The sequence below is a fragment of the Bacillota bacterium genome, from assembly GCA_012839765.1.
Classification (GTDB): domain Bacteria; phylum Bacillota; class Limnochordia; order DUMW01; family DUMW01; genus DUMW01.
Genome location: DUMW01000023.1, coordinates 1 through 14,781, shown reverse-complemented (window position 1 = coordinate 14,781; position 14,781 = coordinate 1). Strand labels below are relative to the sequence as shown.

Annotated in this window: 16 protein-coding genes and 1 riboswitch; of the genes, 5 read left to right on the top strand and 11 right to left on the bottom strand. The window is 53.8% G+C overall.

Features of this window, described 5'->3' with window-relative positions; all coding sequences use genetic code 11:
• Positions 1 to 684: 684 nt before the first annotated feature.
• The 8 genes from GXX57_02300 to rimO all read right to left on the bottom strand — a co-directional run bounded on the left by GXX57_02300 (position 685) and on the right by rimO (position 7,876).
• Entirely contained in the window at positions 685 to 966 is a 282-nt protein-coding gene (locus tag GXX57_02300; protein HHV43487.1) for a hypothetical protein, read from the bottom strand.
• Positions 967 to 1,082: 116 nt separating this feature from the next.
• On the bottom strand, positions 1,083 to 2,741 hold the full coding sequence (locus tag GXX57_02295; protein HHV43486.1) for a hypothetical protein: 1,659 nt from the start codon (positions 2,739 to 2,741) through the stop codon (positions 1,083 to 1,085).
• Positions 2,728 to 3,462, bottom strand: a complete 735-nt coding sequence (locus GXX57_02290; protein ID HHV43485.1) for an ABC transporter ATP-binding protein — start codon at positions 3,460 to 3,462, stop codon at positions 2,728 to 2,730. The genes GXX57_02295 and GXX57_02290 overlap by 14 nt, the downstream gene beginning before the upstream one ends.
• A 78-nt stretch (positions 3,463 to 3,540) precedes the next feature.
• A complete protein-coding gene (locus GXX57_02285) occupies positions 3,541 to 4,380 on the bottom strand; it encodes a tyrosine-type recombinase/integrase (GenBank protein HHV43484.1) in 840 nt (279 codons plus the stop codon).
• Positions 4,381 to 4,468: 88 nt separating this feature from the next.
• On the bottom strand, positions 4,469 to 5,317 hold the full coding sequence (locus tag GXX57_02280) for a ParB/RepB/Spo0J family partition protein (protein ID HHV43483.1): 849 nt from the start codon (positions 5,315 to 5,317) through the stop codon (positions 4,469 to 4,471).
• A gap of 65 nt (positions 5,318 to 5,382) precedes the next feature.
• Positions 5,383 to 6,045 (bottom strand): phosphatidic acid phosphatase, encoded by a 663-nt coding sequence (locus tag GXX57_02275; GenBank protein HHV43482.1) that lies wholly within the window; start codon positions 6,043 to 6,045, stop codon positions 5,383 to 5,385.
• A 12-nt stretch (positions 6,046 to 6,057) separates the two neighbouring features.
• On the bottom strand, positions 6,058 to 6,582 hold the full coding sequence (gene pgsA / locus GXX57_02270; GenBank protein HHV43481.1) for a CDP-diacylglycerol--glycerol-3-phosphate 3-phosphatidyltransferase: 525 nt from the start codon (positions 6,580 to 6,582) through the stop codon (positions 6,058 to 6,060).
• A complete protein-coding gene (rimO, locus tag GXX57_02265) occupies positions 6,569 to 7,876 on the bottom strand; it encodes a 30S ribosomal protein S12 methylthiotransferase RimO (GenBank protein HHV43480.1) in 1,308 nt (435 codons plus the stop codon). The genes pgsA and rimO overlap by 14 nt, the downstream gene beginning before the upstream one ends.
• 184 nt (positions 7,877 to 8,060) lie before the next feature.
• Between rimO and GXX57_02260 the strand changes: the two genes are divergently transcribed.
• Genes GXX57_02260 through GXX57_02250 form a run of 3 tightly spaced genes read left to right on the top strand, consistent with a single transcriptional unit; the run spans position 8,061 to position 9,896 of the window.
• Positions 8,061 to 8,846: a hypothetical protein gene (locus GXX57_02260; protein HHV43479.1), complete on the top strand. Its 786-nt coding sequence runs from the start codon at positions 8,061 to 8,063 to the stop codon at positions 8,844 to 8,846.
• Between the two features lie 24 nt (positions 8,847 to 8,870).
• Positions 8,871 to 9,605 carry a carboxypeptidase regulatory-like domain-containing protein gene (locus GXX57_02255; GenBank protein ID HHV43478.1) on the top strand — a complete coding sequence of 245 codons (735 nt, stop codon included), beginning with the start codon at positions 8,871 to 8,873 and terminating at the stop codon, positions 9,603 to 9,605.
• A 48-nt stretch (positions 9,606 to 9,653) separates the two neighbouring features.
• On the top strand, positions 9,654 to 9,896 hold the full coding sequence (locus GXX57_02250) for a hypothetical protein (protein HHV43477.1): 243 nt from the start codon (positions 9,654 to 9,656) through the stop codon (positions 9,894 to 9,896).
• 490 nt (positions 9,897 to 10,386) lie between these two features.
• On the opposite strand, the gene GXX57_02245 is transcribed toward GXX57_02250, so the two are convergent.
• The 3 genes from GXX57_02245 to GXX57_02235 form a co-directional block, all read right to left on the bottom strand.
• Entirely contained in the window at positions 10,387 to 10,593 is a 207-nt protein-coding gene (locus tag GXX57_02245; protein HHV43476.1) for a hypothetical protein, read from the bottom strand.
• A 69-nt stretch (positions 10,594 to 10,662) separates the two neighbouring features.
• Positions 10,663 to 10,750, bottom strand: a riboswitch (cyclic di-GMP riboswitch).
• Positions 10,751 to 10,817: 67 nt separating this feature from the next.
• Complete coding sequence (locus tag GXX57_02240; GenBank protein HHV43475.1) at positions 10,818 to 11,738, bottom strand: GGDEF domain-containing protein; 921 nt, start codon at positions 11,736 to 11,738, stop codon at positions 10,818 to 10,820.
• 5 nt (positions 11,739 to 11,743) lie between these two features.
• Complete coding sequence (locus GXX57_02235) at positions 11,744 to 12,847, bottom strand: hypothetical protein (GenBank protein ID HHV43474.1); 1,104 nt, start codon at positions 12,845 to 12,847, stop codon at positions 11,744 to 11,746.
• A gap of 115 nt (positions 12,848 to 12,962) precedes the next feature.
• On the opposite strand from GXX57_02235, the gene GXX57_02230 reads away from it, so the two are divergent.
• Positions 12,963 to 13,598, top strand: a complete 636-nt coding sequence (locus GXX57_02230) for a hypothetical protein (protein HHV43473.1) — start codon at positions 12,963 to 12,965, stop codon at positions 13,596 to 13,598.
• Entirely contained in the window at positions 13,595 to 14,779 is a 1,185-nt protein-coding gene (locus tag GXX57_02225) for a hypothetical protein (GenBank protein HHV43472.1), read from the top strand. Before GXX57_02230 ends, GXX57_02225 begins: the two co-directional genes overlap by 4 nt.
• The last annotated feature ends 2 nt before the right edge of the window (positions 14,780 to 14,781 follow it).

The window sequence follows — 14,781 nt, the reverse complement described above, 5'->3', positions numbered from 1 at the left end:
TGGACGTTTGAACTACATCCCCGGGGGGGCAATGAATCCCATTGCCACCCCTCAATATTCTCCACCCTAAGTTGTACCCGTAGACACCATTCACGCCCCTAACACTACCAGAAGCATCCAGTTTTTTTCTTCTTATTATCTCAAATAATATGCGCTCTGGCTGTCTCAAATAATGTGGCATCTAACACCAATGGTGCCAGCGCCTAAAGGAAGGTACCTGGCAATCAAAACGACGTGCATCTGCGGCCAAGAAGAATCTGTAGTCTGGCCAAGTCTTATTTTCCCTAAGAGCTCGCCAACACAACACAATCGATCGCTAGACTCGCCCAACCGCTGCAAAGAGGAGAACCTGAAGAAATTGCCGGGCACAACTCATTGGGGTCCTCAACGCAAATTCCTTTGCATTAAGCGAAAACCTGCCACAGGCGATAACCATTGCCTCTCGTACATGTGCATCAGTGTGTGTGGCAAAATAGAATTTGAGAGAATGGCAGCCCAGTTTTTTAGAGGTCGCTCTTACCCAAAAGAGAGGACCATTCCCCGCACCTTTCGAAAGTATAACCCTCAACATTTGCCACAATGGAGGGTTAAGAGAGGATGCTAAGAATGGTCCAAATAGGTATAAAAGATTTTTGCGTAACAAGGAAGGATTGTCGATAGCAGAGATTTCCAGGCGTTTAGGGGTCAGTTGACCCACCGCAAAGAAGTATGCGGATGCCGAGCATGTGGAGTATCAAGAACTAGCCGAGTAAGGACGTCCTCAAGCACTTGATAAACCTCCATTAATGCTGCCTCTTTCTCATCCAAGGAATACTTGCCACTGGCAATAGCTAGTGCTTCCCGAACACCAGGGTCAGTGCGTATGAGGTTTTCTAGTTCCGCAACAATATACTCTGCCCTTTTTGCAATGGCTTCCTGCGTATGGTCCTGATCTTCCCTTTGCCTCTTTGGCGCTAGACCAGTCATCGAGGGAATCCTCCTTCTTTTCAGCGACAAAGCGCTTCTTCTACGAGACCTTTACTTTTACACCATAAACCATCCAGACGTGCCGCTGAGTCGCACGTGGCTACCAGGTCTAGATATTAGAACTCCTGTCCGTACCACAGATGTTGGGATCTTTTCACCAAAAGATAACTTAGCCCCAGCCAGAGGGCGGAAACCAAGGTAGTAAAAAACAGGATCCCCCCAAAGGACACACCCTGCACATACAGCTGGCGGGCCAAGAAACCAACTATCCCGGCAACTACAAAGGTCACCCCCATGCCGATGAGACTGTTCACATTGGACTTGATCGCCTGCTGGGGGTTGGTCCAGTCCAAGTAGGGCCGTTTAAGATCGATCAACATCAGGTTGCTGCTAAAGGCCGTGGAAGCCAAGATACTGACCCCAAAGCCTAAAAGAGCGTAATCCAAGGCCTGGAGCAAAACACCCAGCACAATGACCCCCGCTAAGGAGCCCAGCAGAATGATGGCCTGAATGGCAAAAAGCTTCCCTAAGAATAACGTGGTAAAGGAAATGGGTAAGGCCTTGAGGATGGCCAGTTCCTTCCCCTCCCGGGAAAAGGCGGTAACAGGCAGGGCGGTCAACCCTGTCTGGAGCACACTGTAACCAAAGCCAGCAAAAAACGCGATGAAGGGCAAGGGACCCGAAATCTCCGCAAAGATCTCCCCAATGGCACTGGACTGGGAGATAAAGGGAAACAGCAACATCACTGGTAAAACGATCAGCCCTGCCAGGCCATTCAACACATATACCGCCCGGCGAAAAAACAGCCGGAACTCATTGGCCGCCACTGCAAAAACCACTCTCCGGGGGGTGTAATCCAGTTTGAGTTGCTTGTCTTTCCCCCGGTCCGCCTCCATCCCGAAGACCAACGACCGATAGAAGGCCAACTGGCCCACGCCCACGGCCAACGCGAGCATGCAGACGCTGGTTCCGGCCAAAAGCAACAACCCGCCCAGGCCCGTCACATTTCCAGCTTGGGTCAAAGCCCGGGTAAACCACAGGCTAGGGGGAAACCTTCTACTTAAAAGAAGCACCAGTCCCTCTTCGCTGAAAAGGCTTTCCAGCAGTTGCTCCGGATGCTCCGCCTGGGTCTGGACATAGAATTGAAAAACGATGACTACTCCCAAAAGCAAAAATCCCCCGAGCAGGGTGATCAATTCCTTGCGAGAACTAAGGTTCACAAACCGCATCACCAAGAAGGTGAGCAAACAGGCCAGACCCAGGGGCAACAGGGGAACAAAGAGGAAGGTCACGAGGGCACTGAGCCAATAGGCCACTCCCCCCTGGGCCTTGATCCCATAGACCACCAGGACCGGAGCCAAGAACCCCAACAAAGAAAGGTATTCGTTAATCAACACCACAGCAAATTTGGCCACCACCACTTCGTAGGGGTGGAAAGGCAGGGGCAGCAAGATCTCCGTATCCCGGGAAAAGTAGAAGATGCTGATCGCCAGGATGACCCCCAGGACGAAGACCACCACCTGGCAAATCAACAGGACCACGGCCAACACCACCGACTGCTGGCCGATCGGGGCCAGCTGGTCGTAAAGGTAATCGGTGGCCAACCCAAATACACTGGCAAATAGGCCAAAGATAAAGATGATAGAAAGAAGGATCAAAACCAGTTCCCAGGTGCGCTCCCGCCGCACCAAGTACTCATACTTGGCCTTCGACAGTCCCCAGGTGTTGTTGAGCAACACTTTGGTAAGGGATAAGACCCGGTTAATCGCGGGCATGATCATCACCTGCCGTCAGGGTGAGGAACACGTCCTCAAGGGTATGGCCCGCCTGGACGATCTCCTCCACCGTCCCGGTGGCAATCAGTCGCCCGTCGGAGATAATCCCAATACGATCGCAAATGCGCTCGGCCACCTCCAGGATGTGGGTGGAGAAAAAGACCGCATTCCCCGCCTCACAATGGGACCGCATCAGGCCTTTGAAGAAATTCTGGGACTTGGGATCGAGGCCCACCATGGGCTCATCGAGGATAAACAACGGCGGGTTATGCAGGAGGGCAGCGGTCAGGGCCAATTTTTGCTGCATCCCATGGGAGTAACTGGCCACCAGATCCCGCACCGCCCCCTCCAAGCCAAAGATGTGCAAATATATCTCCATCTGGGCCTTCCGCTCTTCTTTACTCAAACCGTGGGCATCGGCCACCAGATTTAGATACTCGATCCCCGTAAGACGTTCATACAGGTTAGGCTCGTCGGGCACATAGCCAATCATTCGCTTGGCTCCGATGGGATCTCGCACCACGTCGTGACCGGCCACTTCAATGGTACCCTCATCGGGTAACAATAGCCCCACGATCATCTTGATGGTGGTGGTCTTCCCGGCCCCATTGGGCCCGAGGAATCCAAAGATCTCCCCCGGCCGCACTTCCAAATCCAGTCCCGTCACCGCGGGTTTGGCCTTCCCCCGGTAGGTCTTACTCACCTGGGTAAGCTTCAGCATGCCGTCTCCTCCTACAACACAAAGATTCCGCTGCACTTTCCTATAGTGTACCCCACCGGGGTGTGTCCGGCAATGGTTTCAGGCCGTTTGGGTACGGGTGTACCGACGGGTGGTAGCCAGGCTCCGGTGTCCCGCCAGTTCCTGGATCGTCCTTTCGTTCAGTCCCTGGGCAGTGAGCCGGACGAGGTAGGTAATCCGCAGGGTATGCACCGTCACCCGGGGATGGTCAATCTCGGCCTTCTTCGCCAACCGCTTGAACAAGTACTGGATCCCCCGTGGACTCAGACCTCGGGTCTTGTAGTAATTCACGAAGAGATTCGGAATGGATAGCTCCCCCCGCTCCAGCAGATACTGCTGTAGAGCCAACCGGGTCCAGCGGTGCAGCTGCAGGGTCCTCGCTCCACTGCTACCCCGGACCACCAAAAGGGAACGTCCCAGGTCCACATCGGCCACCGTCAGTTCCACTACCTCCGCCAGACGACAACCACAGGACAAGAACAGACGAAAAAGGCAAAAGTCTCGGCTGGGCCAAGACCCATAGCGCAGACAGGCCCGCAGGAACCGATTCTCTTCTCCCTCGGTCAAATAGTGGGGGGGCAAAGAGCCCTTGGACACCGGACCAGAAAAACCGGTGGGATCAAGGGTCAGGCCCCAGGGCGGTTGGGACAAAAACCTGAAGAAGGACCGCAGGGTGCTGACCCGCCGTGCGATGGTGCGGGGAGCGTTCTGTCGTTCCCGGTGCAGATAGGCCACATATCGTTCCACATCTTCGGAGGTGATATTTGCAGCATCGACATCGTGGCCCACAAAGGAAAAAAACTGTTCAAGATCATAGCGGTAAGCCCGGCGGGTATGGAAACTTAGCCGCCGTTCACTGTGCAGATAATCCAAAAAGGCTTCGATCAAGGAATTTGTCATGTGCAAAAGCCTCCTTGCTGAGGAGGCTTTCCGGCCGTTTCCTATCTTCGACAAAAGGCGCCAATTCCCTGCCACCCTGGCGCCTACATCAACTCCGCTCCAGGATGTTCCGGGTGGTCTCCACCTGATCCAGCACCCGACGTACCGTGTTTAACAGCTCCTTGCGGCTGCCTGTGGCAAGGGGCGCATCCTTCAGGGACTCGAGGGACTTCCCCAGGGCCTCATAGGCCTGGAGCAACTCCTCCACTGGTTTCGAAAGGCGGGTGATCTTCTGCTCATAACGGAACTGGGCTGGGCGAACCAGAATCAGGGCCGCCTCGAGGCTCAGATTATAGTTCTTCTTGATGAGACTCACAATCTCCTGAGTCTCCGCTTTCGTCAGCCCGTATTCCAGCACCGCATCGAGGATCAAATAGAACATCTCCGGATTGCCCAAGGTGCGTTCCACCACCCTGGCCACCGCCACGTGGGACAGTGTTAAGGGCGAGGAACCATCCTGGAAGTTCTTTACAATCTCCCGCTGGTATTTCGCCGGCAGATCCAGGATGTTCAGATAATAGCTTACCTTGCTCTGGGGCATTCCAGTGACTTCGCTGAGCTGTTGGTGACTCCACCCCTTGTCCCGCTTCAGGGTGAGTAATGCCTCGGCTTTGCAGAGGGGATCCACATCCTCCCGCTGGATGTTTTCGATAATCCGGATCAGATCCGCCGGCGCATCGGGCGGAAGGATAAAGGCGGGGGCAGTCTTCCAGCCCAGCTGTTTGATAGCCAGAAACCTCCTGTAACCGGCCACCAAGGTATACCCGTCTCCCTGGGGCTGGACCAACAGCGGATGAAGCAAGCCCACCTGTTCGATGGACTCGGCTAGCCCCTTAAGATCAACCACATCCCTGTGCTTTTCCACCACAATCTTAGCTAACTCGATTTGTTCCAGCAATGCGACGCGTTCACTCTCCTAGCCGGAAAGTGAACCCAACTGCCTCCCTTCGATGAAACAGCGAATTATGCCTGGCCTGCAAGGCCCTTGGTCTGAGTGGCCCTATGAGGAAGCCCATAGACCAAAGGATAGAGAGCGGCACCCATGAACAAAGCATGGAAAATGTCCAAAACCGAATGCTGCTTAATGCAGACGGTGGACAGGATAATCGACACCATGATTACAAAGGACACCGCCCGGGCCACGGGCCGGTGGGGCCAAACCCTGCGGAGGGCAATATGCACTGCCACCGAGTTATGCACATGCATACTAGGGGAGGAACACATGGGCCGATCCTTAACGTAGATAGCCTGGATCAGCCGAGAAAGGAAATCGTCATCCAGCATCAGGGGGCGCAAATTCTGCCCATTACGGAAGAAAAAGTAAATCACAAAGGAGAGGGTCATGCCTCCAAACATGAAGATGCAAAACCGGATAAACTCCTCCCGGGAAACAAAACCCACATATATTAGGGCAAAGGCAATGTAGAAATACCAGACCACGTAGGGAATGATGAAAATTTTCATGAAGGGTACGTAATCATCTAGCCAATGGTACATGAAATGGCGGGGGAATACGTACATGTTAAAGGTGCTGTACAACGTAAAGGTAACAAGGTAATATAGTGCGAACAGGAAGTGCTTGTACCTTTGGAAAAAGGTCTCCTCCCCCGCCAAAAGATTCCGCATACTGTTGCCTCCTCACTTTTTGAACAAAATGTGTCGGGCCCGGATAAAATACTCCAAGCCAGAGATCACCGTTAAGACCACAGACAACCAAAACAAAACAGCGGCATAGGGCCATTGAAAGAACAGGGCGACAATGGCCAGCATCTGAGTGACGGTCTTGGCTTTGCCCCAATTGCTGGCGGGCATCACGTAATCCTCCGAAGCTAAGACCACCCGTAGCCCCGAGACCGCAAACTCCCGTCCAATGATCAACATCACCATCCAACCAGCAAGCATTCCCAGGTCCATCAAAGACAACAAGGCGGCTGAAACCAGCAGCTTGTCCGCGACCGGGTCAATGACACTGCCAAAAATGGTAACCTCCTTGCGTTTCCGGGCAATATATCCGTCGAGGAAATCGGTGATACAGGCAATGATAAACACTATCCCCGCCCACACCCGGCCCGAGGGCACCTGGGGTAACGCCAGAATCATCATGGCGGGCACAAGCACGATCCTTGCTAAGGTTAAGATTGTGGGCAAATTAGGCAAAACCAAGTACCTCCCCTGTCAGGTCATACGCGCGGGCATCGGTGATCTTGACCTGCACCATCGTCCCTGGCGCAAATTCCATGCCAAGATAGACCAGCCCGTCAATCTCCGGTGCCTGGCCTTGATGCCTCCCCTGATACACTAAACTGGACTCGGGAGAAGGGCCATCAATCATCACTGGCAGAACAGTCCCGATTAATTCTTCGTTGAGCTGGGCCACAATTCCTTGTTGGGTCTCCATAATCCGCGCATATCTTTCCTCCACCACCGCAGGGGGCAACGGGGGAAGTTCCGCCGCCTTAGTACCCGCCTGGGGTGAAAACTTGAACACTCCCAGATTCTCAATGCGCATGCTGCGGACAAAAGCCAACAGTTCCTGGAAGTCTTCGTCCTCTTCCGTTGGATAACCGACAATCATAGTAGTCCGCAAATGAATCCCCGGAACCCGTTGCCGAATACGGCCAAGCAACCGGCGATAATCCATCACCGGCCGGTTCATGGATCTCAAGACCCGGGCGCTGACATGCTGCAAGGGCAGGTCCAGGTAGCGGCAGACTTTAGGCAACAGCAAAGCCTCCAGCAACTCATCATTGATCAGGGCCGGGTACGTGTACAACACCCGAATCCATCGCAAGCCCGCAAGATCGTTTAACCGATGCAATAAGGTAGCCAAAAGGGGCTTGCCCACTAGGTCAACGCCATAGCGGCTGGTATCCTGGGCCACCAGGATCAGCTCTTTCACTCCCCTTTGCACCAACTCCTGGGCCTCCGCCACCACCCGCTCCAGGGGTCGGGAAACATAACCACCTCGTACTGCGGGGATCACACAGAAACTACACCGGTGATCGCAACCTTCGGCGATCTTCAAATACGCGTAGTGACCGGGAGTGGACACCACCCGGGGTCCTTCCACAAGGCCCGGCTCCCCGATCAGGCTTACCCGACTGTCACCGAGGGCCTTCTCCACCACCTCCACGATCTTGGACACTTGTCCCGTTCCTAGAAAGCCGTCCACCTCTGGCAGCTCTGCGGACAGTTCCGCGGAAAAACGCTGGGCCAGACAACCGGTCACCACCAAAGCCCGGCACTTACCCTGCTCTTTGTATTGGGCCATTTCCAAGATGGCGTTAATGGACTCTTGCTGGGCATCTTCGATGAAACAACAAGTATTGACCACAATTACATCGGCCTGCCCAGGATCCGCGGTCAGTTGTAACCCGGCGTTCTTGAGCAGGCCCAACATGATTTCACTATCAATGGTGTTTTTGTCACACCCTAGGGACACTAGGGCCACTTGCAGATTTTCCATGGACAATAGGTCCCCTCCCCAACAGACTGATATTCGGCACGCTGTTTAGAACTCCTTTTTAGCATACCCCAACGGGGAAAAAGGTAAATATTTTCCCTGAGCGAAAAGTGGCAGTTTAACTCATTTATGGTATCATAATAGTGAGTCCGCTTCATTTGCCTAAGGGGGGAAAAGCATGTTACACCGTTATAAGAGCATATTCTTTTGCACCTTGATCGTTGTTCTCCTGGTTAGCTTTGGGGCCTTTGCGGAAAGATGGCATGGAATCTACGACTTCCGCTATGGGCAGAGTTTTGTCTATGAACTGGAACACGTGCGTAATCGAACCACTCGGACCACAGGCAGGCTATACCTGGACGTTTCTCGGTCTGGCCTTGATTGGCGCAACCTTTTGGATTACGAATGGGAGTTTGACCGTCTGGAACGGGGTTGGGGCAGTGTGCGCCTGGCTGATGTCGGGGCCTACGAGCATATTATCGCTTCCCTTTTGGTCAAGAATCCATATATAGATATTGATCAACTGCGTTTGTTAAGCACACCCTTCCTCTTCCTGACCTGGTACACCGAGTTTACCCGTGCGGATCTGCGGGAAGGCCGGGTGTTCACCGTGGATTCCGACTCCTTCTGGGTGGAAAGGATCATTGATTCCCGTAAGACCTCCAGTCTCAAGGGCGGCATCGACTTCGGCTATCCGGATTCACCCAGCTACCCCGGTCCCGGTTCATCCAAGGGTGGCATTGCCTTTGAGGAGGAGAATCCGCCCTTCCGGATAACCATTGATTTCACCTGGGGACGGTATGCGCCGATCAGCTACTACTTGTATGAGGGAGTGGTCTCTTCGGGCCGGGAGGATGTATTGTACTTGCTCATCGATCCGGCCTTGCCTTTGCCGGTAGTTTCCATCCTGTATAGTGGTCCTAACACCTACATCGCCCGCCTGGTAGACTATTACACCCGGTAAACGCCGGGGAAGGGAGGGAGCGTCATGTGGAAAAAGCTCACAGCACTCCTCTGTCTTACAATACTCTTAAGTAGCTGCTCCGGCTCTATCCGCATCGAAATCGGCGGACCGCCTTTGGAGGGACAGGTGCACCTGGGGCCCTTCGGCACTTCGAATAAGTATTTCCCAGTGATTGAGGGGTCTGTGGAGGCAATGAATTACGCCACCTACCGGACCTATGGTGCCTTCAGCGGCTGGCGAAATGGGGAATATTGGTATCGGTTTGCGCGCCTACCCGCCGGAGATTACCGTATCCGGGGGTATACCCTTCTCGGCTATGACGACCGCTACGTCACCTATCCCCGGGAGACAACCTGGCCGCCTATTCTAATCGAGTTGCCCTGGTATTTTGACAATGACATGTTCGTGCAACTGGGAGGTATGCAATATCCCATTGGTCGGGATAGCCGGGGGTATATCATCTATTCCGATCCGGAACCTTTGACCCGCTGGGCTAACCGTATCGTCTATTATTATTTCGACGGTCTGTCCGACACCGCCCGGAATCGGATCCAAAACATCCTGAACCAATGGCAAAACGAGATCCTCAGCAACAAAAATGTTGCTCCGGTGGTCATCTTCCGAGAGACCTACTCCTACGCGGCAGCGGATCTTGTTTTCCGAAAAGGGCCGCCCTATCAAAGCCAGGCGGTATCGGTGGCACGGAACTGGAACTCCAGCGGTTACCTCACCCGGGTCACCGTGAGATTCAACGCCTGAACCCCGGACAAAGCGATCTGCAACTACGGCATTGCCCTAGCCATGGGCATGGGTAATTCGCCCGATGCCTATTCGGTACTCCATTGGGAATACCGGGCCGGACAGGCGCAGGAGCTCTCCGACCGGGAAAAGGGATATGCCCGGATCATGTATTCCATCCGTCCAGGGTTGACGGCCTACGTCTCCGGCGGATATAGTCTCTTTGCCGATGGTTTTTCCCTGTTCTCCACGGGAGTCGATTTCGAGATGGAACAAAATGTTGAACCGGGCAGTGTGGTGGTCGGAAAGTAAGGGAAGACCAAAGAAGCAAGAGGGAATATGAGAGCAAGGTCGTTACATCAACTGTGTAGCCGAAACAGCCCAGCGGGATGTTTCGGCTACTTTATTTCCAACACCTCTCTCTACCCGTAGCCTTTCGATCAATGGTTCGAGTATTCAGGCCGGCTGGCCAAAGTCGTGGAACGATCAAGACGAGATACCAGCTTGATGTACTATGGTTCTCCCCAAGACCACAGTCCCAAACCCTTCTCTCCCACTACCAGGATGTCGCTTCGTCTCCTTCAGACCTGATCACGTTCTACGCTATTGGCAAGCTTTTCCTGGGCTATTCATCGGGTCTAGGGTTTGGTTTTCTGATTTCACAGCATACTCACAAGTCTACCATGGGAAAAGAAAACGAGAAAAACAAGGAGGGAATCAACAATTCACAGACTTAGTGCACCGGGTTCGGTAGTCGAACGTGAAGGCAAAGAAGTCTTCCCTTCCTTGCCTTCACCTGCACTCATACTACTAAGCAAACGCCCCCTAACATTAACCCCAGGGTTAGGGCCACGGAGCGCACGACTAGCATAGACAGGTAACTCACATCTTTAGGGCTGACAATCTCCTTTTCCTGACGTAGCCTTCTGACCTTTATGTACTGTTTAATGGTCAGAAAAAGATTTACGATGTAAATCCCCAGTAGCGCTGCAAAAACTAAATACAACATGTCGTTTCCTCAAGCCTCCACCAGTAGGCCAACCAGAATACGTTATTTCCCCCACCACGGAGGAAATAAGGGGGCAGCCCGACTGTCATAGTATTTTGAGTACCTTAGACTCGCGGCTTTGCGTCCCTGCCTTTCGACAGGTTTGCCTTTCTCACGGAAGTCATTATATCACAAGGTTTTCACGGAAACCATGGGACTTTTGTCCATTTTCACAGAATCTGTGTCTATAGGACCACCACCTGGTCCTTCCCTTGCTTTTTCGCTAGATACAGGGCATCATCCACCCGCTTCAGTAGATCTTCTACCCTGTCCTGGGGGCGTAGTTCCGTTACTCCGAAGCTTACGGTAATCCGGTGGGGCACGCCCTCAAAGACGGTTTCCCCAAGCAGCCGCCGCAGGCGCTCCACGCAGTGGACCGCGGTACCCGCGGTGGCGTTTTGACACACAATGATAAACTCCTCACCGCCGAAACGGGCCACCACGTCGTCCCGACGGCAGTTATCCCGTAAGAGCCTCGCAAAATGCTGCAGCACCCGATCCCCCACGGCGTGGCCGTACTGGTCGTTGACCCGTTTGAAATCATCAATATCCCCCATCGCCATCGCCAAGGTCCGAGGGGTCCGTTGGGCCATCCCCACCGTCTTTTGTAGATAATCCAACAAAAACCGCCGGTTGCCCAAGCCCGTCAGAGGATCGGTCAGCACCTGTTGATAAGCCCTCGCGTAGGCCCGCTCCAGGGCTGCGGTCTCTTGGCTTAGACGCCGGGTAAGCCCCACCAACTCATCATTGATCCGGCTCAAGTCCTTAAACATCTGGGGTGTATCCTGGGGACCCTCCCCAGTAAACAGATAAAGCTCATCTACCAGCCCAAGGCGGCCAAAGATCGGCATCTCCACACCGCCCGGAAGCCTGAAGACCAGCTCCACTGGACCGGCGGGTAATCGGTGTGAGAACCAGTCTGGACGCTCAACATACTGCCACAGGAACTCACCCCGGGGTTGGGTCGACAACCCGAGAAGTCTGTATACAAAGACACTACAGTCCTGAATCAACCCATCCCGGGTGAACAGTACCACCACCAATTTGCTTTCCTGCATCACATAGGCAAAAACCTGTTCCATCAGATTTCTATCAACTTGTATCATCACTGTCAACTCCACCAACGGTTGGCTAAAGCCACTGCGGAAAGGGCATCCCCGACAAAGCCATCGGCAGGGAGGACTTTACGCAGTTCGGGGTAGTTCCCTACGGCCGTGCCACTTACCAGAATACGCATAGGGATTGATCCAGCCTCTTTGCGCAGTGCCTTCAACATCCGTTCTATCAAGGGCACCTTCTGTGGATCGCCAATGATTAGGTTTAAGATATGTGGTTGCTGCTGTTGAACCAACCACAGAAACGAGTCCAAAGACATCATTCCCTCGGTTTCCTCCACATCCCAACCGTCCAGGTGATAAAGATCCCGGCTAATCTGTGCCTCCAAACGCTGGGCAAACTCCACCACGGGCACCACCAGCAACTTTGGCTTCCTGGGTTCCGTCCGAGGAAAGACCAGATACAAAGAGGCCATAATCCGCTCCAAGGCCGCCATAGCTAAATGCCGGACACTACAAAGAATACACTGGCGTGCCGCCAGCTGCTCAATCTGATCCAAAGAACGATACAACACCAATGTGTAAAAATTCCACAAATCACCCGTGGCCGCGATGACGTCCTCGGTGAGACTTACGGCCTGGGAATAGGTACCGTACAGCACATGCTGCACAAATCTCCTCTGGATAGCACCCCAGTCCACGTCTTGAAACAAATCAAGGACATCCCTTGCACTTCGGGCCAAGGCCAGCCAATAGCGATGGTTTTGCATCATCCACTGGTAAACCTGTCCAATGGGATGGGCCAGCGGTGCGGGAAGAAGACTAGAGACTGCTTGGTACCAAGCCCGCAGGGCTTGGTTATACAACCTAGGATCAACCCCTTTACGCAGATAACGGGCGTAAATCCTGGGAAGAAGTCTTGCCAGGATCTCCAAGTTTCCAAATCGGAAAACGATCACCATCATTCGACCGTGTTCACTCACCAAAAGCGGTTGTTCTTCCTTGAACTTGTCGCCAATGAGGTGAATAACCACCGGGTCCTCAGCGAGAGCCTTCAGCACTTCCTCGTTCAAGGCCTGTTGACTCCGTTCATAGGCGAAGGTTGCTTCGGCGGAAATGCCGGGAAGTGCTGAAGCTTGGTCAAGGATCCGCTCCAGCATCCATCTATTCCCCCTGTTTTTGTTGCACACCCCCTGGAGACTGTTCGGTAATTATCCCCTTTAACAAATCGTGCCAGCTATAGTATAATATTGAATCAAAAGTGAGGTGCCCTCTGTGAATCTGACTTTGCCATTGCAAGCTCCATTGGCCTTTGTCCTGCGTGTAGATTCCTTCAGCCTGGCTTGTCTTGTCACGATCCTGACGATACAGGTAATCGGACTGCGCAGGGAATCCCCCGCGTGGGGCAAAACCCTGACCGCCCAGCTGCCACTTCTGCTTGTGGCCCTGGCTGGTTCATCTACAGCCCTCATGGTAGCCTGCATGGTAGGCTTGGCGTCAAATCAAAGGGCCTGGCTATTGCCCCTCTTGGGCAGCCTAGGACCGGTGATTGTCGACCAACATGTCCTACCCTTTGGGGAGATTCACGATCCCCTCTCCTTACTAGTATCGGTATCTATGCTGCTGGGGTATAGCCTGGCCTACCCCGCGGCCGGCCCTATGCGGCTGTCCTACTGGTTAGCCAGCATCACCCTCTTGGCCAGGATCGGCCAGTACACAGCGGTACCTTTGGGTATGCTCCTAGGTGTGTTACTGGTGTTACCTTGCCACGTGCTAGACGCCAGAACCAGCTTGCGATGGTTGCTCTTCATCCCCGCGGGATTGCAATACTTCCAACACACGATGTGGAATGTTTTGCCACCGCGGTTTCCTGTCAAACCTAAAGAAGGTGTCGGGAGGAATTCCAGGTGAATTACGGGCTCTTGTTCTTAACCGGTATCCCTGTGCTGGCGGCTTTCTGGCCGAAGCGCTACCTGGCCCAGTTGCGTCTTGTGGCCATTATGACCCAGCTTAGTGCCCTATTGCTCCTTCTCATCCATCGGGTGTTTCCCGGGGATGTACCTGCCTTCTCCCCCCTCTCCCTGACCTTCTTGCTTTTGACCATTGTGGGAACCCTTGCGGTATTGTCCCAAGAACCCACGCGAGAGCAGATGGTGGCCTTCGCCCTGGTGCAGCTGGCCCTGGAGACGGTCTACCTCACTTCCCATCTGCTGGTTTTTTATGGACTGTGGCTGGGGGCCAGTCTACCCTTGATCTGGCTTTTGGTCTCCCAGGGACGATCCCAGGGACTGTCCTGGGCCTTTGCCACCCTTTTGAGCATGGTACCCCTCTTTTGGTTGATGACCAGGATCTATGGTCTAACCGGAAGCTTTGACCTTTCGGCTTGGGTCGACTGCGATCCCCAGGTGGCTTGGCCCCTGTTCATCGCCCTGCTCTTGGCCTGCGGCATCCGGTTGGGGTTGTTTCCCTTCCACGGCTGGTTGGTAAGCGCAACCCAGCAGGAGGAGCTCATCGCCGCAGTGACACTGGGCATCTTTGCGCCCTCGGGATTCTATGCCCTCCTGCGGTTAGGTCAGCCCATTTTCGCTTCCTTCCAGCTTAGTCTCCTCTTCACCCTTGGCCTGCTGGGTATTGTAAACTTTCTTTTCAGTGCCCTCGTTGCCCTTGCGCCCCGTTCCCCAAGGGAGCCGGCGGCCTGGGTCACCCTGGCTTACGCTGGACTTGCTTTTCTAAGCCTTTCCTTTCCGGAACTGGATTGGCTACCAGCGGTGAGAATTGTCATCTCCTGTGGCCTAGGGGTGATCCTTTATTTACTCACCCCCAATGCACCCTTGGGCCGGAATATCAGTCTTTTGGCTTTGATGGGACTGCCGGGATTGGGTAGTTTCGTCCCCTTGAGCCAGTTGTTCCAGACCCTGGCGACAGATTACGGTCATCTTTTCTGGCTTGTGCTGGTGGGGTTTTTGTTACTCCTGCTTTCCCTGGTCCAACACTTCCGCACACCCCAAGGGTTTTGCAAAGAGCAGTCCCTCTTTGGACCTGTACTGTTGGTGTTGTCCCTGGGGGTATGGAATCTGTTCCTAGTCTTCTAAGG